20 protein-coding genes, 2 tRNA genes and 1 pseudogene are annotated in these 20,893 nt (G+C 70.9%); 5 read left to right on the plus strand and 18 right to left on the minus strand.

Features of this window, described 5'->3' with window-relative positions:
* Nucleotides 1-186: 186 nt before the first annotated feature.
* The 4 genes from NYO98_RS17695 to NYO98_RS17710 are packed head-to-tail and all read right to left on the minus strand — an operon-like array spanning nucleotide 187 to nucleotide 3,187.
* Entirely contained in the window at nucleotides 187-1,194 is a 1,008-nt protein-coding gene (locus NYO98_RS17695) for a 1-acyl-sn-glycerol-3-phosphate acyltransferase (protein ID WP_268113072.1), read from the minus strand.
* Nucleotides 1,195-1,205: 11 nt separating this feature from the next.
* A complete protein-coding gene (locus NYO98_RS17700) occupies nucleotides 1,206-2,036 on the minus strand; it encodes a patatin-like phospholipase family protein (RefSeq protein WP_268113074.1) in 831 nt (276 codons plus the stop codon).
* 19 nt (nucleotides 2,037-2,055) lie between these two features.
* A complete protein-coding gene (locus tag NYO98_RS17705) occupies nucleotides 2,056-2,436 on the minus strand; it encodes a DUF3817 domain-containing protein (RefSeq protein ID WP_268113075.1) in 381 nt (126 codons plus the stop codon).
* A 10-nt stretch (nucleotides 2,437-2,446) separates the two neighbouring features.
* Complete coding sequence (locus tag NYO98_RS17710; RefSeq protein WP_268113076.1) at nucleotides 2,447-3,187, minus strand: SURF1 family protein; 741 nt, start codon at nucleotides 3,185-3,187, stop codon at nucleotides 2,447-2,449.
* A gap of 77 nt (nucleotides 3,188-3,264) precedes the next feature.
* Here NYO98_RS17710 and NYO98_RS17715 point away from each other — a divergent pair, with 77 nt between their 5' ends.
* Nucleotides 3,265-3,915, plus strand: a complete 651-nt coding sequence (locus NYO98_RS17715; RefSeq protein ID WP_268113077.1) for a hypothetical protein — start codon at nucleotides 3,265-3,267, stop codon at nucleotides 3,913-3,915.
* Here NYO98_RS17715 and NYO98_RS17720 read toward each other — a convergent pair.
* From NYO98_RS17720 to dnaA, 14 genes and pseudogenes are all read right to left on the minus strand, one after another.
* Nucleotides 3,909-5,162: an RNA polymerase sigma factor gene (locus tag NYO98_RS17720; protein WP_268113078.1), complete on the minus strand. Its 1,254-nt coding sequence runs from the start codon at nucleotides 5,160-5,162 to the stop codon at nucleotides 3,909-3,911. The genes NYO98_RS17715 and NYO98_RS17720 overlap by 7 nt on opposite strands.
* A gap of 14 nt (nucleotides 5,163-5,176) precedes the next feature.
* Nucleotides 5,177-5,509, minus strand: coding sequence for a YciI family protein (locus NYO98_RS17725; RefSeq protein WP_268113079.1), 333 nt, complete (start codon nucleotides 5,507-5,509; stop codon nucleotides 5,177-5,179).
* Nucleotides 5,510-5,636: 127 nt separating this feature from the next.
* Nucleotides 5,637-6,308, minus strand: a complete 672-nt coding sequence (gene leuE / locus NYO98_RS17730) for a leucine efflux protein LeuE (protein ID WP_268113080.1) — start codon at nucleotides 6,306-6,308, stop codon at nucleotides 5,637-5,639.
* A 124-nt stretch (nucleotides 6,309-6,432) separates the two neighbouring features.
* Nucleotides 6,433-6,508: transfer RNA gene (locus NYO98_RS17735), tRNA-Ala, on the minus strand.
* Nucleotides 6,509-6,538: 30 nt separating this feature from the next.
* Nucleotides 6,539-6,664, minus strand: coding sequence for a DLW-39 family protein (locus NYO98_RS17740; protein WP_224747136.1), 126 nt, complete (start codon nucleotides 6,662-6,664; stop codon nucleotides 6,539-6,541).
* A 46-nt stretch (nucleotides 6,665-6,710) separates the two neighbouring features.
* A tRNA-Ile gene (locus tag NYO98_RS17745) sits at nucleotides 6,711-6,784 on the minus strand.
* A gap of 81 nt (nucleotides 6,785-6,865) precedes the next feature.
* The gene (locus tag NYO98_RS17750) at nucleotides 6,866-7,411 is read right to left on the minus strand and encodes a DUF3566 domain-containing protein (protein ID WP_268113081.1); all 546 of its coding nucleotides are present in this window, start codon (nucleotides 7,409-7,411) and stop codon (nucleotides 6,866-6,868) included.
* A gap of 7 nt (nucleotides 7,412-7,418) precedes the next feature.
* Nucleotides 7,419-10,145, minus strand: coding sequence for a DNA gyrase subunit A (gene gyrA / locus NYO98_RS17755; RefSeq protein WP_268113082.1), 2,727 nt, complete (start codon nucleotides 10,143-10,145; stop codon nucleotides 7,419-7,421).
* 60 nt (nucleotides 10,146-10,205) lie between these two features.
* Complete coding sequence (gene gyrB, locus NYO98_RS17760) at nucleotides 10,206-12,305, minus strand: DNA topoisomerase (ATP-hydrolyzing) subunit B (RefSeq protein WP_268113550.1); 2,100 nt, start codon at nucleotides 12,303-12,305, stop codon at nucleotides 10,206-10,208.
* A 403-nt stretch (nucleotides 12,306-12,708) separates the two neighbouring features.
* On the minus strand, nucleotides 12,709-13,296 hold the full coding sequence (locus NYO98_RS17765) for a DUF721 domain-containing protein (protein WP_268113083.1): 588 nt from the start codon (nucleotides 13,294-13,296) through the stop codon (nucleotides 12,709-12,711).
* Nucleotides 13,286-14,413 carry a DNA replication/repair protein RecF gene (gene recF / locus NYO98_RS17770; protein WP_268113084.1) on the minus strand — a complete coding sequence of 376 codons (1,128 nt, stop codon included), beginning with the start codon at nucleotides 14,411-14,413 and terminating at the stop codon, nucleotides 13,286-13,288. The genes NYO98_RS17765 and recF overlap by 11 nt, the downstream gene beginning before the upstream one ends.
* 7 nt (nucleotides 14,414-14,420) lie before the next feature.
* Nucleotides 14,421-15,410: pseudogene (gene gnd, locus NYO98_RS17775) on the minus strand (phosphogluconate dehydrogenase (NAD(+)-dependent, decarboxylating)); the annotation flags it as partial.
* Nucleotides 15,411-15,520: 110 nt separating this feature from the next.
* Nucleotides 15,521-16,657, minus strand: a complete 1,137-nt coding sequence (gene dnaN / locus NYO98_RS17780; protein WP_268113085.1) for a DNA polymerase III subunit beta — start codon at nucleotides 16,655-16,657, stop codon at nucleotides 15,521-15,523.
* Between the two features lie 476 nt (nucleotides 16,658-17,133).
* Complete coding sequence (dnaA, locus tag NYO98_RS17785; RefSeq protein ID WP_268113086.1) at nucleotides 17,134-18,600, minus strand: chromosomal replication initiator protein DnaA; 1,467 nt, start codon at nucleotides 18,598-18,600, stop codon at nucleotides 17,134-17,136.
* 504 nt (nucleotides 18,601-19,104) lie between these two features.
* On the opposite strand from dnaA, the gene rpmH reads away from it, so the two are divergent.
* Genes rpmH through yidC form a run of 4 tightly spaced genes read left to right on the plus strand, consistent with a single transcriptional unit; the run spans nucleotide 19,105 to nucleotide 20,855 of the window.
* Nucleotides 19,105-19,242 (plus strand): 50S ribosomal protein L34, encoded by a 138-nt coding sequence (gene rpmH, locus NYO98_RS17790; protein ID WP_011758123.1) that lies wholly within the window; start codon nucleotides 19,105-19,107, stop codon nucleotides 19,240-19,242.
* Nucleotides 19,243-19,266: 24 nt separating this feature from the next.
* A complete protein-coding gene (gene rnpA, locus NYO98_RS17795; RefSeq protein ID WP_268113087.1) occupies nucleotides 19,267-19,620 on the plus strand; it encodes a ribonuclease P protein component in 354 nt (117 codons plus the stop codon).
* The gene (gene yidD / locus NYO98_RS17800; protein WP_268113089.1) at nucleotides 19,617-19,883 is read left to right on the plus strand and encodes a membrane protein insertion efficiency factor YidD; all 267 of its coding nucleotides are present in this window, start codon (nucleotides 19,617-19,619) and stop codon (nucleotides 19,881-19,883) included. Before rnpA ends, yidD begins: the two co-directional genes overlap by 4 nt.
* Nucleotides 19,884-20,855, plus strand: a complete 972-nt coding sequence (gene yidC / locus NYO98_RS17805) for a membrane protein insertase YidC (protein ID WP_268113090.1) — start codon at nucleotides 19,884-19,886, stop codon at nucleotides 20,853-20,855.
* Nucleotides 20,856-20,893: the final 38 nt, after the last annotated feature.

The following is a 20,893-nucleotide window of genomic DNA, read 5'->3' on the forward strand; positions in this document are numbered from 1 at the left end:
CCGGGCGAGGCGATCAGCGACTCGGTCGAGGAGGCCCACCGGCCGACCGACCCGGACACGCCCGCCGACGTCATCGACATCGACGACGTGCCCAAGAAGAAGTAGTAGCACCCGCAGCACCGCACCGGGCGGTGTCCCACCCAGGTTCCGCGGCTCGCGGACGTGGGTGGGGCACCGCCCGAGTCGTCAGCCCAGCGTGTCGGCCGGCCGGTTGACCTCGATCCAGTCGTCGATCCGCTCCCACCAGCCGAAGAGCCACTCGATGCGCTGCTCGCGGTCGGCGGGGATCTCCTCGCGGGCCACCCGCCACCAGCGCATGGTGATCTGCTTGTCCATCGGCAGCTCGCGCCACAGGTCGCCGACGGTGAGCAGGTGGTCGAGCCCGGTGTGGGCGACCATCAGCACGTCGGCGTCGGGTGCGGCGTCGAGCGCGGCGAGCACGCCGCCGGGTCGCGGGGCGAGGACGTGGACCATCTCCTCCGCACGCACCGCCATCCGCTCCAGGCCGAGCCGGCGCAGGCGGGCGATCGCCCGGTCACGACGCGCCGCGGTGAAGTTGCCGCCCTCCGGGAAGATCACGAACGCGTCGTTGCGGTCCAGGCCCGTCGCCAGCGACGCGATCTGGGACTCCAGGTCCTCCCCGGCCGCCGGGTTGGGCGAGATGAAGCGGGCCGGGACCCGGTTGAGGATCACGTCGATCGCCGGGTCCCAGGCCAGGGTGTTCTTCAGGACGACGCGCGGCTCGCGGTGGTACCAGTGCAGCAGGGCGTACATCAGCACGAACGAGTCGCCGGGCCCCGCGTGGCGGCACATCACCAGCACCGGCCCGTCGGGCACCCGGGACGGGTGCGGCCCGTCGGTGCGGATCCGCAGCGCCAGCACGCGCCGGGCCTCGCGGAAGAAGACGATCAGCGTGCCCTGCACCAGGTCGTAGTGGATGCCCGCGAAGTACGGCGAGCGGATCCGCCAGCCGAAGCCGCTGGCCAGCCACAGGCCGAGCAGCACCGCCAGCATCAGCGTCTCGAAGGTGGCGTACAGCAGCACCAGCCACAGCACGCGCAGCGCGCGCCACCGGCCCGGCAGCACCGGCGCGAGCGCCGCGGCCACCAGCAGCCAGCCGGGGAGGGTCACCCACATCAGCACCGTGAGGGCGATCACCGCCGGGGCCACCACCAGCCGACGGAGGGCCCACACGAGCGGGCGCCTCATGGGCGGCCGAGCTGCGCGTCGAGGTAGTCCCGCGAGGCGGCGTACGTCGCGTCGATGCGGCCCTGCACCCCGGAGAAGTCGCGGTGGGCGAGCAGCGAGTCGTCGCGCGACGACGTGCCGGCGGCGGGCAGGACGTGGGCCTCGACGCCGTCGGGGATCGTGGCCATGTCGCGCGTGAACCGGTGGCGGCGGGCGACCTCGAAGCTCACCCGGGCGACCTCCCACGGTCGGGTCGGCACCCGCAGCGGCCGGTCGATCCGGCCGACCTGCAGCACGAAGATGCGGGTCGCGCCGAGCTCGACCGCCCGGCCCACCGGGATGGAGTTCACCAGGCCGCCGTCGAGGAAGTGCTCGCCGTCGACCTCGGCCGGCGGGAGGAGCCCCGGGACGGCGGCGCTCGCGAGGATGGCCGGGACGATCGGTCCCTCGGAGAACCAGTGCTCGGCCGCGCGCTCGATGCTCGCCGCGCACACCTCGAGCCGCACGGGCAGGTCCTCGAAGCGCGCGCTCCCGAGCTCCTCCTCGAGCCGGGTGCGCAACGGCTGGGAGGAGTAGATGTGGGTGCCCGTCGACACGGCGCGCCGGACCGTCCGCAGCGGGCGGTCGCCGTACACGTCGCGTCCCTGCGCCGTGGCCGCCCAGAGGTCGGTGAGCCGCTCGACCACCGCGAGCTCGGGCTGCCGGGCGACCAAGGCGCCGTTGAGGGCGCCGACGCTGGTGCCGAGGACGAGGTCGGGGACGATGTCGCGCTCGAGCAGCGCCCGCAGCATGCCGACCTCGACGGCGCCCAGCACGCCGCCTCCACCGAGCACGAACGCGGTCACCATGGGTCGACCCTAGTGAGGATCAGGCGAGCTCGGGGTGCTCCGCGCGGACGCGTCGGGTGGCGCGGTGCTCGGCCCAGAAGGAGACCAGCGGGATCGTGCCGCAGACGAGGGTCACCAGGGTGAAGGGGAAGTCCCACCGGGCCCGTCGCGAGAGCAGGAAGGCGCTGAAGAGGAAGATCATGTAGAGCCAGCCGTGCGCGACGCCGAGGTAGGTCGTGATCGCCTCACCGAGCTGCTGGGCGTCGGAGCCGGGGGTGACCCAGGTCGGGGTGCTGTCGAAGACGCCCCACATCGGTGATCCGTCGAAGTTGGCCAGCGGGACGCCGATCAGGCAGAGCACCACGAGCAGGACACCGACGATGGTGGCCATGACGCGGTAGGCGGTGAGGTTGCGGGACACGGCGGTCAACCTATCCGGCGCTCGGTGAGGTCAGGTCGGGCGTCGTCTCGGGTGCGGTGGCGTCGCGGCGCCAGCGCCACCAGATGAAGGCCGCGAACGCCCCGAAGATCCACCACTCGACCGCGTAGAGCAGGTTGCGGATGCCCGTCGTCCGGCTCGGCGTGGGCAGCGAGGCGAGCTCGGCCTCCTCCAGGCCGGGGCCCGGTTCTTGGCTGATCACGTAGGCGGACCAGAGGTCCACGTCGACGCGCTGCACGGCGTCGGCGACCCGGATCTCGGGGAAGACGTCGTCGGACGGGTCGTCGTCGACGACCAGGGTGCCCTCCGGCGGCTGCAGCCAGCCGGTGACCTCGGCCTCGCCCGAGACGTCGAGCAGGTCGGGGTCGGGCTCGGGAGCCCAGCCGCGCACGACGAGCACCGCGGCGTCACCGGTCTGCAGCGGCGTCACCGCCCAGTAGCCGGGCTCGCCGTCGCGCGCCCGGTCGGCGACCCAGAAGCCGCCGTCGAGCCACTCGCCCGACACCTCGACGGGTCGACCCAGGTCGGGGGCCGGGAACGGGTCGTCGTCGCCCATCACCTCGTCCAGCGGCACCGCCGCGACGCCGGTCAGGTCGAGCGCCTCGGCGTCGCGGTGCGCCTGCCAGGCGTCGTACTGCCACTTCCCGAGCATGCCGGCGATCCCCACCAGCACGAGCGCCAGGGCCGCCGCGCCGAGGTCGGTCAGCAGGCCGGGTCGGCGGGGGGCGGTCACGGCCTCGATTGTCCCAGCCGGCCCGAAGCGTCACGAATCGGCTGCGCGGGCGGGTGACGCGTGCCACGATGCGCCACGTGGGGGTGCTCCTGAGCGCGGTCGCGGTGCGCAGCGACGACGCGGACGAGGTGGTCGACGTGTTCCTGTCGCTGCTGCGGGGCGTCGGTCACCGCGTGCAGCCGGTGCCGGGTCCGCACGACGACGCGAACCGGTACGACGTGCTGTGCACCGCCTCGTCCGGCTGGGTGACCCTGGCGCCGCACTACATCATCCCGGCGGACAGGCTCGGGGCGGAGCTGACCCGTCGCCTGGGCACCGTGGCGTCCGCCGTCAGCATCTACGAGGACGTCTTCTGGACCCACCACCTCCTCGACCGGGGCGAGGTGCGCGACCGGTACGTGAACCTGCCGGGCTACTTCGGACCGGCCGACTACGTCCACGACCACGAGGGCGACCCGGAGCTGGTGGCGGCGAGCGTCGGCGTGCCGCCCGCGGACGTGGAGCCGTACTTCCAGCAGGTGTCCGTGGAGCGCGCCCGGTCACGCTGGAGGCGGCCGCCCCGGGCCCACGACTCGGACGAGCACCACCTCCTGGACGGCTGGGTCGTGCTCGACCTCTGGCGTCGGTTCGGCATCACCTATCCCGACGCGCGAAGGACGTCGACGACCCGGGTGCCGCTGTCGGACGAGGCGAACGACGCCCTCAGCGAGTGGCTGCGCGGCTACTGAGGTCCGGCCAGCTCGTCGCGCCGGCGGGTGAGGTACGCCGTCTCGGCGGCGTTGCGGGCCAGCCCGAGCGCCCGGTCGTAGGCCTCCCGCGCCTCCGGGCTGCGGCCCAGCCGGCGGAGCAGGTCGGCCCGGGTGGCGTGGAAGGCGTGGTAGCCGTCGAGGGGCGCCGCCAGCGCGTCCACCTGGGCGAGGGCGACCTGGGGACCGTCGAGCTCGGCCACGGCGATCGCCCGGTTGAGGGCAACGACGGGTGACGGGTCGAGGCGGGCGAGCTGGTCGTACAGCGCCGCGACCTGCGACCAGTCGGTGTCCCGGGCGTCGGCGGCGTCGGTGTGGACGGCGTTGATCGCGGCGAGCACCTGGTAGCGCCCGGGCGGCCGGCCCGAGGCGAGCCGCTCACGGACGAGGGCGTGGCCCTCGGCGACGAGCGCGCGGTCCCACGCGCCGCGGTCCTGCTGGTCGAGCGGGACCAGCGCGCCGTCCGCCGACACCCGTGCCGTGCGCCGGGCCTCGATGAGCAACATCAGGGCGAGCAGCCCGGCCGCCTCCCCGTCGTCCGGCAGCAGCTCGCGCACTAGGCGCGTCAGCCGGATCGCCTCGCCCGTCAGCTCCGCTCGCACCGGGTCGCTGTCGGCGCCGCTGGCGAGGTAGCCCTCGTTGAAGACGAGGTAGAGCACGGTCAGGACGCCGTCGATCCGGGCGGGGAGGTCCTCCTCGGCGGGCACGCGCCACGGGATGCCGGCGGCCTTGATCTTCGTCTTGGCGCGGGTGATCCGCTGCGCCATCGTCGTCTCCTGCACCAGGAAGGCGTGGGCGATCTCAGCGACGGTGAGACCGCCGACCATGCGCAGCGTGAGGGCGACCCGCGCCTCCACGGCGAGCGCCGGGTGGGCGCAGGTGAACAGCAGCCGGAGCCGTTCGTCCTCGACGGCACCGGTGGGCTCCGGTGGTCCGGAGAGCTGGTCGGTGAGCATGTGGGCCTGCCTCTGCTTGGCGTCGCGCCGGCTCTCACGGCGTACGCGGTCGAGCGCCTTGTTGCCGGCCGTGGTGGTCAGCCAGGCGCCCGGGTTGGGGGGTACGCCGTCGGCGCGCCACCGCTCGACGGCGGTGGCGAAGGCCTCGGCAGCGGCGTCCTCGGCGACACCGAGGTCGCCGAAGCGCCGGGCGAGGGTGGCCACGACCCGGGCCCACTCCTCGCGGTGGACCCGGGTCAGGACCTCGTCGAGCCCCGCGGTGGGGTCGGCCACGGGGTCAGCCACGGTCAGGCCACGCCACCGAAGGGGCGGACCTCGACCTTGCGGTGGCAGGCGCGCGACGCGTCGGCCGACAGCGCGAGCGCCACGTCGAGGTCGTCGGCGGTGACCACCCAGAAGCCGGCGAGGTACTCCTTGGACTCCACGAAGGGGCCGTCGGTGAACACCGGCTCGCCGCCGCGGCTGTCGGCGACGGTGGCGTCCCGGGGATCGGTCAGGCCGCCACCGAAGACCCAGCGGCCCTCGGTCTTGAGCCGGTCGTTGAACGCGTCGATCGCGCCGGGCGCGGAGTCGTCGGCCGGGTTGTCGGTGTCTCCGATGACGGTGAGGAGGTAGTGCATGTCGATCATCTCCAGTGGTCGGCGGCGGCCCCGGTCGGGCGGCCTCTCACCCCTACCACGAACGGGACCACGCGGATACGACAGCGCGAGACGACCGTCTTTTCTCGAGAGTCCGGCGGCGGTGGCCTCAGGCCGAGGCGAGCGCGAGCTTCACCGCGAAGCCGACGAACACCGCGCCCACGGCCGAGGTCGCGCCCGCGGACAGCGCCTTGCGCCGGCGGAAGGCGGCCGCGAGGTGCGTGCCGCCGAAGATCAGCACGCTGAGGTACGCCGCGCTGGCGAGGGTCGCGAGCGTGCCCAGCACCAGGAACGAGACGACCGGGTGGGCGTAGGCCGGGTCGACGAACTGCACGAAGAACGCGACGAAGAAGAGGATCGCCTTCGGGTTCAGCAGGCTGATCACCAGCGCGCGACGGTAGGGCCGCTCGCCACGGGCCTGCGGCTCGACCCCGGCCTCGGCGGCGGCGTCGGCGATCTGCTCGGCGACCGGGAGCCGCGAGCGCCACATGCCCCACGCGGCGCGGAGCATGCCGACGGCGAGCCAGAGCAGGTACGACGCGCCCGCCCACTTCACGACGGCGAACGCGGCCGGGTTGGCCTGCAGCAGCGACGCGACGCCGGCCGCGGACAGCGTCATCAGCACGGCGTCGCCGGTCCATACGCCCGCCGCGCCGGCGTACCCGCTCCGCACCCCGCGCCGCGCGGCGACGGAGAGGACGTAGAGCGAGTTCGGTCCCGGCAGCAGGATGATCAGGACGAGGCCGACGAGGTAGGTCGGGAGGTCGGTGATGCCCAGCACGCGTCCAGTGTGGGGTCGCCCGCGGCACGCGGGTCACCGATTCCGAGGGATGGGCCGGACGTCACACGTGATCGTGGAGGTTTCGCGTCACCTGGTGACCCGGATGTTCCACGATCTCGGTGGGTGGTGGAGCCTAGGGGACTCGAACCCCTAACCCCCTGCTTGCAAAGCAGGTGCGCTACCAATTGCGCCAAGGCCCCGTTGGGCGCGGTGCGCCCGGAGGTGGAGCGTCAGGCCTTCTCGACGGTGTCGGTAGCCTCGGCCCAGAGGGCCTGCTCGTTCTTGCCCTCGTCCATCTTCTTCTTCGCCACGACCGCACCGGCGGCGGCGAGGGCGACCAGCAGGAGCTTCTTCATGGACTCTCCTCGGAGCGGAGCGAAGGGGTGGTGCGAAGGGATGGAGTGGGCCTAACAGGACTTGAACCTGTGACCTCTTCCTTATCAGGGAAGCGCTCTAACCGTCTGAGCTATAGGCCCGTGCACGCCGCAAGCGGCGACGCCGAAGATTACCCGACCGCGGTCAGGCCGTGCCAATCGGGGAGCCGGTGGCCCCCGCGATCACTTCTCGTCCTCGGCGAGGGTGACCTCGATGCCGCCGAGCAGGGCGGCCGCGAGGTTGTAGAGGAACGCCGTCAGGGTGGCGATCGCGGTGATGAGGATGACGTCGACCACCGAGACGAGGAGCGTGAAGCCGAGCACCCGCGACATGCCGACGTAGTCCGTGACATCGAAGGTGGAGTTGCCGCTGTCGCCCTCGACGATGCTCGCCACGGCCGAGTTGATCGAGTCCCACACACCGGCGGCGCCGAGCACCGACCACACCATGAAGATGGCGACGAAGGTGACGACACCGAAGGCGACGGACAGCAGGAACGAGGTCTTCATGACCGACCACGGGTCGACCCGGGTCAGCCTCAGTCGGGCCCGCCGCGGCTGGCGGCCGGACGCACGCCGCACGCGGCTGCCGCGCTCGGAGGCCGGTCCGGCGTTGGCGCGGTGCTCCTCAGCGGCGCTGGAGAGCGTGTCCTGGAGCCGCTCGGTCAGGGACCGCTTGGCGGGCTCGCCCCCGGAGGTACGGCGGGGAGTCGCGGTGCGCTCCGACATGGGTCACTCACTCCTCGGTGTCGTCTGCGGGGGCATCGGCAGGTGCTTCCACAGCATCCTGACCATCGATTGTTGCATCGTCGACCACGTCGGGCGATTCGGCGGCTGCCTCGCGGGCGCCGGCCTCGACCTCGGCGGCGGCCTCGGCGGCCTGCTCGTCGATCTCCTCGTCCTCGCGCGCCTCGACCGAACGGGCCACGACGGCGACCGTGTCACCCTTCTTGGGCGTCACGAACTTCACGCCCTGGCTGTCGCGGCCGGTCGGACGGAAGTTGGCGTCGATCGGGCTCCGCACGACCTGCCCGCCGCTCGTGATCGAGAGCACCTCGTCGCCCTCCTCCACGATGAACGCGCCGACCAGGCCGCCGCGGTCCTCGTTGGTGAGCTTGACCGCGCGAATGCCGACACCACCGCGGTTGGTGGTGCGGTAGTCGGTGATGCGGGAGCGCTTGGCGTAACCGCCGTCGGTGATGGTGAAGACGTACTGCTCCTTCACCTCGCTGTCCTCCACGGACTCGCCGGCCTCCTCGGCCGCCTCCTCCGCCGCGACCTGCGCGGCGCGGATGACCGAGAGGGAGAGCACCGAGTCGTCGTCGTGCTTGAACTTCATGCCCCGCACGCCGCCCGTCGCGCGGCCCATCGGGCGCAGCTGGTCGTCGTCGGCGGTGAAGCGGATCGCCTGGCCCTTGCGGGAGACGAGCAGGATCTCGTCGTCGGCGTTGACCAGCTCGGCACCGATGAGCTCGTCGTCCTCCTCGCGGAAGTTGATCGCGATGACGCCGGCCTGGCGCGGGCTGTTGTAGTCGCCGAGCTTGGTCTTCTTGACCAGGCCGGTGCGGGTGGCGAGCACGAGGTAGGGAGCCTGCTCGTAGTCGCGGATCGCCAGCACCTGGGCGATGTCCTCGTCGGGCTGGAAGCTCAGCAGGCCGGCGACGTGGCCGCCCTTCGCGTCACGGGCCGCCTCGGGGAGGTTGTAGGCCTTCGTGCGGTAGACGCGCCCGGCCGTGGTGAAGAACAGCAGCCAGTGGTGGTTGGTGGTCGCGATGAAGTGCTGGACCACGTCGTCGCCGCGCAGGGTCGCACCGCGCACGCCCTTGCCGCCGCGCTTCTGCAGGCGGTACTGGTCGGCCCGGGTGCGCTTGGCGTAGCCGCCGCGCGTGATGGAGACGACCAGGTCCTCGTCGGGGATCAGGTCCTCCATCGAGAGGTCGCCGTCGGCGGCGATGATCTGCGTGCGGCGGTCGTCGCCGTACTTGTCGACGATCTCGGTGAGCTCGTCGGAGACGATCTGCCGCTGGCGCGCCTCGTTGGCGAGGATGTCCTCGAGGTCGGCGATCACGCGCTCGAGCTCGGCGAGGCGGTCCATGATCTTCTGGCGCTCGAGGGCGGCGAGCCGGCGCAGCTGCATCTCGAGGATGGCGTTGGCCTGGACCTCGTCGATGTCGAGCAGCTGGATCAGGCCGGTGCGGGCCTCCTCCACGTCCGGGCTGCGCCGGATCAGCGCGATGACCTCGTCGAGCGCGTCGAGGGCCTTGGCGAGGCCGCGGTAGATGTGGGCCTGGCGCTCGGCCTCGGCGAGGCGGAAGCGGGTGCGTCGCTGGATGACCTCGATCTGGTGGGTCACCCACTGCGAGATGAACTGGTCGATCGGCAGGGTGCGCGGCACCCCGTCGACCAGCGCGAGCATGTTGGCCGAGAAGTTGGACTGCAGCTCGGTGTGCTTGAAGAGGTTGTTGAGCACGACCCGGGCGACCGCGTCGCGCTTCAGGACGATGACGAGCCGCTGGCCCGTGCGCGAGCTGGTGTCGTCGCGGACGTCGGAGATGCCCTGGATCTTGCCGGAGTCGGCGAGCTCGGCGATCTTGAGCGCGAGGTTGTCGGGGTTGACCATGTAGGGGAGCTCGCTGATGACCAGCATCACGCGGCCCTTGGCGTCCTCGTCGATCTCCACCACCGCGCGCTGGGTGATCGAGCCGCGACCCGTGCGGTAGGCCTGCTCGATGCCCTGCCGGCCCACGATCAGCGCACCGTTGGGGAAGTCGGGGCCCTTGATCCGCTGGAGGAGCGCGTCCTGCAGCTCCTCCTTGGTGGCGTCGGGGTGCTCGAGCGCCCAGACCGCGCCCTCGGCCACCTCGCGGAGGTTGTGCGGCGGGATGTTGGTCGCCATGCCGACCGCGATGCCGGCCGAGCCGTTGACCAGCAGGTTGGGGAAACGCGACGGCAGGATGGTCGGCTCCTGCGAGCGGCCGTCGTAGTTGGGCTGGAAGTCGACGGTGTCCTCGTCGATGTCGCGCACCATCTCCATCGCCAGCGGCGCCATCCGGCACTCGGTGTACCGCATGGCGGCGGCCGAGTCGTTGCCCGGCGAACCGAAGTTGCCCTGGCCGTTGATGAGCGGCGCGCGCAGCACCCACGGCTGGGCGAGGCGGACCATGGTGTCGTAGATCGCGGAGTCGCCGTGGGGGTGGTACTGACCCATGACGTCGCCGACGACGCGCGAGCACTTCGAGAAGCCGCGGTCGGGGCGGTAGCCACCGTCGTACATCGCGTAGAGGATGCGTCGGTGCACCGGCTTGAGGCCGTCGCGTACGTCGGGCAGCGCCCGACCGACGATGACCGTCATCGCGTAGTCGATGTAGGACTGCTGCATCAGCGTCTGCAGCTCGATCGGCTGGATGCGCTCGTCGCCGAAGCCCAGGCCGTCGCCGCCGGTGCCGGTGGGAGTCTCGGTCATCTCGTGTTCTCTCCTGCGTTCTATCGATGTCTAGGGCTGGTCGTAGATGGCGTTAGCGACCTAGATATCGAGGAATCGGACGTCCTTGGCGTTGCGCTGGATGAAGGAACGACGCTGCTCGACGTCCTCGCCCATCAGGATCGAGAACACCTCGTCGGCCTGGGCCGCGTCCTCGAGCGTGACCTGCTTCATCAGGCGGGCGTCGGGGTCCATCGTGGTCTCCCACAGCTCGTCGGCGTTCATCTCGCCGAGACCCTTGTAGCGCTGGACCGGGTTCTCCTTGGGCAGCTTCTTGCCCTGGGCCTGGCCGTCGGCGAGCAGCGCGTCGCGCTCGGCGTCGGAGTAGACGAACTCGTGCTCGGCCGGCTTGTTCCAGCGCAGCCGGTAGAGAGGGGGCTGGGCCATGTAGACGTAGCCGTGCTCGATCAGCGGCTTCATGAAGCGGAACAGCAGCGTCAGCAGCAGGGTGTTGATGTGGTGGCCGTCGACGTCGGCGTCGGCCATCATCACGACCTTGTGGTAGCGCAGCTTCTCGAGGCTGAACTCCTCGTGGATGCCGGTGCCGAGGGCCGAGATGATGGCCTGGACCTCGGTGTTGGCGAGGACCTTGTCGATGCGCGCCTTCTCGACGTTGAGGATCTTGCCGCGGATCGGGAGGATCGCCTGGATGCGCGGATCGCGGCCCTGACGCGCCGAGCCGCCGGCCGAGTCACCCTCGACGATGAAGACCTCGCACTCGGCGGGGTTGGTCGACTGGCAGTCGCTGAGCTTGCCGGGGAGGCCACCGCCACCGAGCAGGCCCTTGCGGTTGCGGGCGAGCTCGCGGGCCTTGCGTGCTGCGATGCGCGCGCTCGCCGCGGCCTGGGACTTGCGGACGATCTCCCTGCCCTCGGCGGGGTTCTGCTCGAGCCAGGCGCCGAGCTGGTCGTTCATGATCCGCTGCGTGAAACCCTTGGCCTCGGTGTTGCCGAGCTTGGTCTTGGTCTGGCCCTCGAACTGCGGCTCGCTGAGCTTGATCGAGATGATGGCGGTGAGGCCCTCACGGATGTCGTCGCCGGAGACCCGGTCCTCCTTCTTCTTGATCAGCCCCCACTCCTCGCCCCAGTTGTTGACCAGGGAGGTGAGCGCGGCGCGGAAGCCCTCCTCGTGGGTGCCGCCCTCGTGGGTGTTGATGTTGTTGGCGAAGGTGTGGACCGACTCGGTGTAGGAGGTGTTCCACTGCATCGCGACCTCGAGGCTCATGTGCTGACCGGAGGCGCCCTCGGCGGTCTCGGCCTCGAAGGAGATGACCGTCGGGTTGGCCGCGGTCTTGCGGCGATTGAGGTGCTCGACGTAGTCGACGAGGCCGCGGTCGTACTTGAAGACCTGCTCGAGGCCGCCGCTCTCGGCGCGCTTGATCGCGTCGTGGCCGGCGTTGTCCACCTCGTTGTCGATGGTGTCGTCCTGGACGGCGTCGACACGCGACTCGGCGTCGGGGCGCTCGTCGCGCACCACGAACTCGACGCCCTTGTTGAGGAAGGCCATCTCGCGCAGCCGTGAGGTGATGGTCTCGAGGCTGTAGTGGGTGTGCTCGAAGATGTCCTCCGAGGCGTACCAGGTGACGGTGGTGCCGGTCTGCTCGCCGGCCTCCATCGGCCGGACCTGCTCGAGGTCGGCGTCGGGGACGCCGAGCTGGAAGGTCTGGCGCCAGAGGTGGCCGCGGTTCTTCACCTCGGCCACGAGGCGGCTCGACAGTGCGTTGACGACCGAGACGCCCACGCCGTGCAGGCCGCCGGAGACCTTGTAGCCGCCCCCGCCGAACTTGCCGCCGGCGTGGAGCATGGTCAGCGCCATCGTGAGCGCCGGCATCTCCTGCCCGGGCGCGGTGTCGGTCGGGATGCCGCGACCGTTGTCCTCCACGCGCACGCCGCCGTCGGCCTGGAGGGTGAGCACGATGCGGGTCGCGTAGCCGGCCAGCGCCTCGTCGACGCCGTTGTCCACGATCTCCCAGATCAGGTGGTGCAGCCCGCGCTCGCCGGTGGAGCCGATGTACATGCCGGGGCGCTTGCGCACCGCCTCGAGGCCCTCCAGCACCTGGATCGCGGACGCGTCGTACTCGGTGCCCTCGGCGACGGCCGTGTTGGACCGCTTCTCGCCGGTGGTGGTGACCGCCTCGGCGATCTCCTCGGCGCGGTCGACCTCGGAGGGCTGTGGGTCGGGAGCAGAATCGGTGGTCGGAGCGGGGACGGACTCGTGATTCTGTTCGCTCAAGGCACAGCCTTCTGATCATCGCCCCGGACCCGGTCCGGGGGCGCTCGACATGAGTCGAGTCGCGGCGGTTGCGGTGGCAACACGACGTGCGACTCGTGAGACTCACAATACCCGTCAGAGCGCCTGAACCGAAGCATCAGCCCCCGGTTGGGGATGGATCCGCAGGAAAAAGTGCCTCCAGCGGGCCCGCGGAGGCCTGTCAGCCGGTCGAACAGGGGGACTGATGGGTCCCCATGTGGTCCGCGGGCTCCCAGATCGGCAGAACGCGGCTCTGGCGACGTGGACCGACGTGGGGTGCGCGGCGCTGTCCGGCTCAGCCGTACGTGTCGCGCGGGCCGCGGCCGTCGCGGCTCGACAGCCGTCCCTTGGTCCAGGTCGGCAGGTGCGGCCCCAGCACCTCGATCAGGGTGACCGTGCCGTGCCCGAGCTCCTCGTTGAGGCGTCGTACGACGGTGGGCGCGAGCAGCTTGAGCTGGGTCGCCCAGGCCGTGGAGTCGGTGCGCACCACCAGCCGACCGTCGTCGAACGACTCGGGGGTGCAGTGGGCGGCGACCTCGTCGCCGACGAGCTCGGCCCAGCGCCCGAAGACCCCCTGGACCTTGAGGTCGAGCTCCCACCCGTGGTTCGCGATCAGCCGCCCCATCGCCTGCTCGAGCAGCTGCGGGTCGCGGTCGTCGGGCCGGGCGCCGGAGGACTTCGTGAACGTCCGCCGTCGGTGGCTCGACGACTTCTTCCGCGGCCGGCCACCCGGTGTGGCCGCCGCCGCCCGGGCGGCCGAGCGCGCGAGGTCGAGCCCGTCGGGCCGGTGCTCCGCCGCGGCGTCGACCGGCGTGGGCTCGTCGGCCGCCTGCTCCGCGGGCTGCTCCGCGGGCTGCTCCGCGGGCTGGTCGTCACTCGTCACGGGTCACGGTCCCGTCGGCGACGAGGAAGCGGACGCCCTGGAGGGACTCGGGCACGTCGGCGGCGACCGCCGCGGTGACGAGCACCTGCTCGGCACCGGCGACGAGCTCCGCGAGCTGCTGGCGACGCTCGGCGTCGAGCTCGGCGAAGACGTCGTCGAGCACCAGGATCGGGTCGTCGCCGTCGGCGCGCAGCAGGTCGTACGACGCCAGCCGCAGCGCCAGCGCGAACGACCACGACTCCCCGTGGGAGGCGTAGCCCTTCACCGGCAGGCGCAGCTGCGGGTCGCCGAGGGAGAGCAGGAGCTCGTCGCGGTGCGGGCCGACGAGGGAGATGCCCCGGTCGAGCTCCTCCTTGCGCCGGGCCGCGATGGCGTCGAGCAACGCCTGCTGGAGGTCGTCGCCCGGCTCGACGCTGGCCTTGTACTCGAGGTCGGCCTCGTCGCGGCTGGCACCGCGGGCCACGGCCTCGTAGGCCTTGCCGAGGTAGGGGCGCAGGTCCTCGACCAGCCGCAGCCGCGCGCCCAGGATCTCCGCACCGACGCGGGCGAGGTTGTCGTCCCAGATCTCGAGCGTCGACATCGCCGCGTCGCGCGAGGAGCCGCGGGCGACACCGGCGGTCTTGAGCAGGCTGTTGCGCTGCTTGAGCACCCGGTCGTAGTCGGCGCGCACGCCGGCCAGCCGCGGCGAGCGCAGGATCAGCAGGTCGTCGAGGAACTTGCGGCGGTCCGAGGGGTCGCCCTTCACGAGCGTCAGGTCGTCGGGGGAGAAGACCACGGTGCGCACCAGCCCGACGATCTCGCGGGGTCGCGGCAGGGGAGAGCGGTTGATCCGGGCGCGGTTGGCGCGACCGGGGTTGAGCTCGACCTCGAGCAGCGCCGGTCGCCCCTCCTTGACCACCGACGCCCGGACGATCGCCTGGTCGGCGCCGGCCCGGACCAGCGGAGCGTCCGTCGCGACGCGGTGCGACGAGAGCCGCGAGAGGTAGTCGATGGCCTCGACCAGGTTGGTCTTGCCCTGGCCGTTGCGCCCGATGAACGCCGTCGCCCCCGGCTCCAGCGCCACGTCGATGTCGGCGTAGGAGCGGAAGTCGTGCAGGGTCAGGTGCGCGACGTGCACTGGGACATCAGCTCTCGCCGGGCTCCTGGCCGCTGCCGGCACCGGCCTTCTTCGACGTCTCGGACTGCTCGGCCCCCGCGGTGCCCTCGGCGTCGCCACCCTTGGGCGCGGCGGAGCGGACGGCGTGGCCCCCGAACTGGTTGCGCATCGCGGCGACGGCCTTCATCGTCGGCGAGTCGTCCTGGCGGGAGACGAAGCGGGCGTAGAGCGCGGCGGTGATGGCCGGGGTGGCCACGGCGTGCTCGATGCCGGCCTCGACGGTCCAGCGGCCCTCGCCGGAGTCCTCGGCGTAGCCGGCGACCTTCGACAGGCCGGGGTCGTCGTCGAGCGCGGCGACCATGAGGTCGAGCAGCCACGAGCGGATGACCGTGCCCTCGCGCCAGGAGCGGAAGACCTCGGTCACGTTGTCGGTGAGGTCGGCCGCCTCGAGCAGCTCCCACCCCTCGGCGTACGCCTGCATGATCGCGTACTCGATGCCGTTGTGGACCATCTTGGAGAAGTGGCCGGCGCCGACCGAGCCGGCGTGGACCGACCCGAAGTCACCCTCGGGCTTGAGCGCGTCGAAGGCCGGCTGCACCTTCGCGATGTCGTCGGGGTCGCCGCCGTACATCAGGGCGTAGCCGTTCTCGAGGCCCCACACGCCGCCCGAGACGCCGCAGTCGACGTAGCCGACCTGCTTCTCGGCGAGCATCTCGGCGTTGGCGATGTCGTCGGTCCAGCGGGAGTTGCCGCCGTCGACGACCACGTCACCCTCGCCCAGCAGGGCGCCGAGCTCCTGGATGGTCGCGCGGGTCGCCTCGCCGGCCGGCACCATGACCCACACGACCTTCGGGCTCGGCAGCGCCTCGACGAGCGCCTCGAGCGAGTCGACGTCGCTCACGTCGGGGTTGCGGTCGAAGCCCACCACCGTGAGTCCCGCGCGACGCATGCGCTCGCGCATGTTGCCGCCCATCTTGCCGAGTCCGACGAGTCCGATGTCCATGTGAGCGACCCTAGCCGTGCACGAGGAACGAGTGAACGTCGTGGGTCGCCAGGTTGAGCAAGCCCGCGACCGAGGAACGAGGTCGCGACAGGCGCGTCGAAACCGCCGTCACAGTGGTCAGGGCCTCAGCTCAGCAGCCGACGCGGCATCAGCAGGTAGCGGAACGAACCGGTGGTGTCGTCGGCGTCGGTGCCGGAGATCACGACGGGCTTCGTCGCCTGGGTGAAGGCCAGGTCGACCATCTCCCCGTCGATGGCGGTGAGGCCGTCGAGGAGGAACTGCGGGTTGAAGCCGGTGGTCAGGTCGTCGCCGGTGATGTCGGCGTCGACGGCCTCGGTGGCCATCGCCTCGTCACCGGAGCCGGCGTCGAGCACGATCTGGTTGTCGCCGAACTTCATCTGCACGGCGGTGTTGCGCTCGGCCACGAGCGCCACGCGCTTGACGGTCTCGATGAGCTCGGCCTTGCTGACCTTGGCGACCGTGAGGTGCTCGGCCGGGAAGAGCGAGCGGACCTTGGGGAACTCGCCGTCGAGCAGCCGGGTGGTGGTGCGGCGTACGCCACCCAGGCCGGTGCCCTCGAAGCCGATCAGGCCCTCGCCGGTCCCGCTGGAGCTGAGGGCGATCGTGACCTCCGCACCGGAGGTGAGCGACTTGGCGGTGTCGCCGAGCACCTTTGCCGGCACGAGCGCGGCCACCGACTCGTCGGGGGACTGCGGGTTCCAGGTCAGCTCGCGGTGCGAGAGCCGGAAGCGGTCGGTGGCGAGCAGCGCCATCGTGGAGCCGTCGATCTCGATCCGTACGCCGGTGAGCACCGGCAGCATGTCGTCGCGACCCGCCGCGGTGACGGCCTGCGCGACGGCGTGGGCGAAGTCGGCGCTGGAGACGGTGCCGGTGGCCGACGGCATCTCGGGCAGCGTGGGGTAGTCGGAGACGGGCATCGTCTGCAGGCTGAAGCGGGCGGAGCCGCAGGTCAGCGAGACGCGGGGGCCGTCAAGGGTGAGCTCGACCGGCTTGGCGGGCAGGCTGCGGCAGATGTCGGCGAGGAGGCGGCCGCTCACCAGCGCCTTGCCCTCGTCGTTCACCTCGGCGGAGAGGGTGGCGCGGGCCGAGGTCTCGTAGTCGAACGTCGAGAGCACCAGCCCGGAGTCGCTCGCCTCGATGAGCAGACCGGCCAGGACCGGCGAGCTGGGGCGGACCGGCAGGCTGCGCGCAGCCCAGGCAACGGCATCGGCGAAGACGTCGCGTTCGACGCGGAACTTCACAAGGGTCTCCTCGACGAGAGGTGGTGCGGGCAACGAGCGGCTGCACGCAGGCGGGAACCACACGCGTGCACGTGGGAAGTGCATCCTGCCACGCGCGGTCGAGCCGGCGGCAGGGTTCTCCCCAGAGCGAGGGCGGTGACATGTTGGTGGGAGATCGGACCAGTCTTGAGGTTCATAGTCGTCATAGGGTCCGTGGAAAGTGTGGACGGCGAGCGTTTGTGCAGGTCAGCGGTCTGAAACCCTGTGGATGACGGGTGTGGACGGCCTCGGGGGCCACCGCCGGTGGGTGTGGACGGCGCCGGGTTCCGTGTCGTTCGTCCCGAGGAGTCCACAGGGGCTGGGGACGACGCGGCGGACCGAACCACAAGTTCTCCACACGAGACGTCCGACCGGAGGCACCACCGGAGGCACCACCGGACGCACGACCGCACGACCAGAAGGTCGGCCGCCGACGTCGGACAGTGCCAGTCGGCGGGTCAGGCCTGGCGGGCCTGCATCTTCACGCGGTTGGTGAGCTCGCTGACCTGGTTGAAGACCGCGCGGCGCTCGGCGAGGAGCTGGCGGATCTTGCGGTCGGCGTACATCACGGTCGTGTGGTCGCGGCCGCCGAACTCGCGACCGATCTGGGGCAGCGACATCGACGTGAGCTCGCGGCACAGGTACATGCCGATCTGGCGGGCCATCACCAGGTGCCGCCCGCGGGAGGGACCGGTGAGGTCCTCGAGCGAGACGCCGAAGTAGGCGGCGGTCTGGGCGATGATCAACGCGTGCGTGATCTCGGGCTCACCGCCCTCGGGGATCAGGTCCTTCAGCACGATCTCGGCCAGGGTCATGTCGACCTCCTGGCGGTTGAGGTTCGCGAACGCCGTGACCCGGATCAGCGCGCCCTCGAGCTCGCGGATGTTGGTCTGGATCTTGGAGGCGATGAACTCGAGGACGTCCGGCGGCGCCGTGAGCCGGTCCATCGCGGCCTTCTTGCGCAGGATCGCGATGCGGGTCTCGAGGTCCGGCGGCTGCACGTCGGTGATGAGCCCCCACTCGAACCGGTTGCGCAGCCGGTCCTCCAGCGCCTCGAGCCGCTTCGGCGCGCGGTCGGAGGTCAGCACGATCTGCTTGTTGGCGTTGTGGAGGGTGTTGAACGTGTGGAAGAACTCCTCCTGGGTCTGCGTCTTGCCCTCGAGGAACTGGATGTCGTCGATCAGCAGGACGTCGACATCGCGGTAGCGCCGCTTGAACCGGTCCTGCCGGTCGTCGCGGATCGCGTTGATGAACTCGTTCGTGAACTCCTCGCTGGAGACGTAGCGCACCTTCGCGTTGCTGTAGAGGCTGCGGACGTAGTGGCCGATCGCGTGCAGGAGGTGGGTCTTGCCGAGGCCGGACTCCCCGTAGACGAGGAGCGGGTTGTACGCCTTGCCCGGTGCCTCCGCGACCGCGACCGCGGCGGCGTGGGGGAAGCGGTTCGACGAGCCGATGACGAAGGTCTCGAAGGTGTACTTGGGGTTGAGCCGCGTCTCCAGCGCGGACGGCCGGCGCTCGCCGCCGCCCCCGACCGGCTCGTGCGCCTCCACCGCGACCGCCGCCGCGGGCGGCTCGTAGGGCGCCTGCAAGTTTGTCGACAAAGAGACAGATCCATCTGTCGATTCGTCGATCTGCGGCGGTGCCTCGGACTCGAGCGCCGGGTTGACGGTCACCAGCATCCGGATCTCGCGACCGAAGCCCTCGGTCAGCGCGTCCTCGATGTGGTTGCGCAGCCGGCCCTCGAGCTGGTTGCGGGTGAAGTCGTTGGGCACGGCGATGATCGCCGTGTTCTCGTGGAGCGTCATCGGCACGCTCGGGCGCAGCCAGGCGCGCTGGTTGGGCTGGAGGTCCTCGACGATCTGCTGCCACGCCGTCCCGAGATCTACCTGCTGGTCGTCCACCCGGACCGCCTTCGCTTCCACCATGTCGTCGTGCGCGTGTGCTGCTCTGGAACCGGCCTCGCACGGACCACGCCACCGATGTGACCGGTGAGGCTTCCACAGAGTTGTCCACAAGCTGTGAACTGCCGGGCCCGATCCGTCGGATCGGAGCTCCCCGGCCGCTCAGGCTGGTGATCCTCCCAGCGTTTCCGCAGGTCAGAGACCGGTTCTGCTGGTCTGTGACCCGGATCACATGGCGTGCTGGACCCTGGTCGGACCGAGGTCGGGACGGACCGCGGAGACCCCGAACGTAACAACGGGTCGACGCGTGGAGCAAGACGTCATCCACAGGGCAGCCGCCGGGGGGGCCTCGTGGGTTTGACCCCCACTTCGCCCGCCGCGTACCGTTGGCCGGTCGCTCCCTGTCGACGGGTGCCGCATGTCCACGATCCGCCACATGGCGGCCGCGCGGACGGGCGGTGCCGGCCGAACGACCAGCACCGACGCCGTGTGGAGTGGACATCCCTCGAAACCTTCGGAGAAATAGCCGTGAGCAAGCGTACGTACCAGCCGAACAACCGTCGCCGTCACAAGGTGCACGGCTTCCGCCTGCGCATGCGGACCCGTGCCGGTCGCGCCATCCTGTCGAGCCGTCGCCGCAAGGGCCGCAAGAGCCTGGCCGTCTGACGGCCAGAGCCCACGGCACGGGCCGTGCTCTCCGCCGTCCACCGCCTCACCACCAGTGACGGCTTCCGCCGCACGGTGCGCCAGGGGCGACGCGCTGGTTCAGCGACCGTCGTGGTCCACCTGTGGGTGGATCCGGACGCCACGCCGGCACCTGTGCAGGTCGGGTTCACGGTCGGCAAGGCCGTCGGCAACGCCGCCACGCGCAACCGTGTGAAGAGACGACTCAGGCACCTGACCCGGGAGCACCTCGCTGCACTGGAGGAGCTCCCGGGTCGTGCTGCGCTCGTGGTCCGTGCCCTGCCGGCCGCGTCCAAGGCGTCGTACGCCTCCCTCGGCGCCGATCTCGCCCGTACGCTGAGCAGGGTGAGCCCGTCATGAAGCACCTCCTCATCGGCTTCATCCGCGCCTGGCGCTTCGCGATCAGCCCGCTCTACGGCCAGGTCTGCCGCTACCACCCCAGCTGCTCGGCGTACGCCCTCGAGGCCGTCACCGTGCACGGGTCGGTCCGCGGCACCTGGTTGGCCGTACGCCGTCTCGCCCGCTGCCACCCGTGGGCGGCCGGCGGGTACGACCCCGTCCCGCCCCGCACCGGGTCGGGCACCCCGTCTTCCACCACGTCCACCGCAACTCGAGGAGCTTGAGTGCTCGACTTCTTCGGCACCATCGGCAGCGCGATCATGGCGCCGCTCTACTACGTCATCTCCGCGGTGCTGGTGGGCTGGCACAAGCTGTTCGGGAGCATCTTCGGTCCCGCGACCGGCATCGCCTGGGTGTTGTCGATCATCGGGCTGACGCTCGTGATCCGCATGGCGCTGATCCCGCTCTTCGTGAAGCAGATCAAGTCCAGCCGCAACATGCAGCTCATCCAGCCCAAGGTCCGCGAGCTGCAGAAGAAGTACGGCCACGACCGGGAGCGTCTCGCCCAGGAGACGATGAAGCTCTACAAGGACTCGGGGACGAACCCGTTCGCGTCGTGCCTGCCGATCCTGCTGCAGATGCCGATCTTCCTGGCGCTGTTCCGCCTCATCGACCAGGCGGTGAAGAACCCGGACGACCCCAAGGGTCTGATGACCGTCACGCTCAACGAGCAGTTCCGTGACGCGACGTTCCTCGGCGCGAAGATCTCCGACACCTTCCTCAACACCGACGACATCGGCGTTCGGGTGCTGGCTGCGATCCTGGTGCTCGCCATGACGGCGACCACCTTCCTCACGCAGCGCCAGCTGATGAGCAAGAACATGCCGGCCGACGCCCTCTCCGGCCCCTACGCCCAGCAGCAGAAGATGCTGCTCTACATCCTCCCGGTCGTGTTCGCCGTCGGCGGCATCGCCTTCCCGATCGGCGTGCTCTTCTACTGGACCACCTCCAACCTCTGGACGATGGGCCAGCAGTTCTACGTCATCCGGAACAACCCCGCCCCCGGCACCCCTGCGGCCACGGCCAAGGAGGAGCGGGACCGGGCGAAGGCCGCCCGCAAGGGTCTGAAGACGCCTGCGCAGCTCGAGGAGGAGCGCCTCGCCGCCGAGGCGGAGGCCCGCCGTGCGGAGAAGTCGCAGAGCCGCCAGCAGCCGCAGCGCCAGAGCAAGTCCCAGCGCACCAAGAAGAAGCGCTGACCCGAACTCCCCAGACGACGCTCGCGAGGGTGTCGTCG

The organism is Nocardioides pini (genome assembly GCF_026712185.1).
Taxonomy (GTDB): domain Bacteria; phylum Actinomycetota; class Actinomycetes; order Propionibacteriales; family Nocardioidaceae; genus Nocardioides; species Nocardioides pini.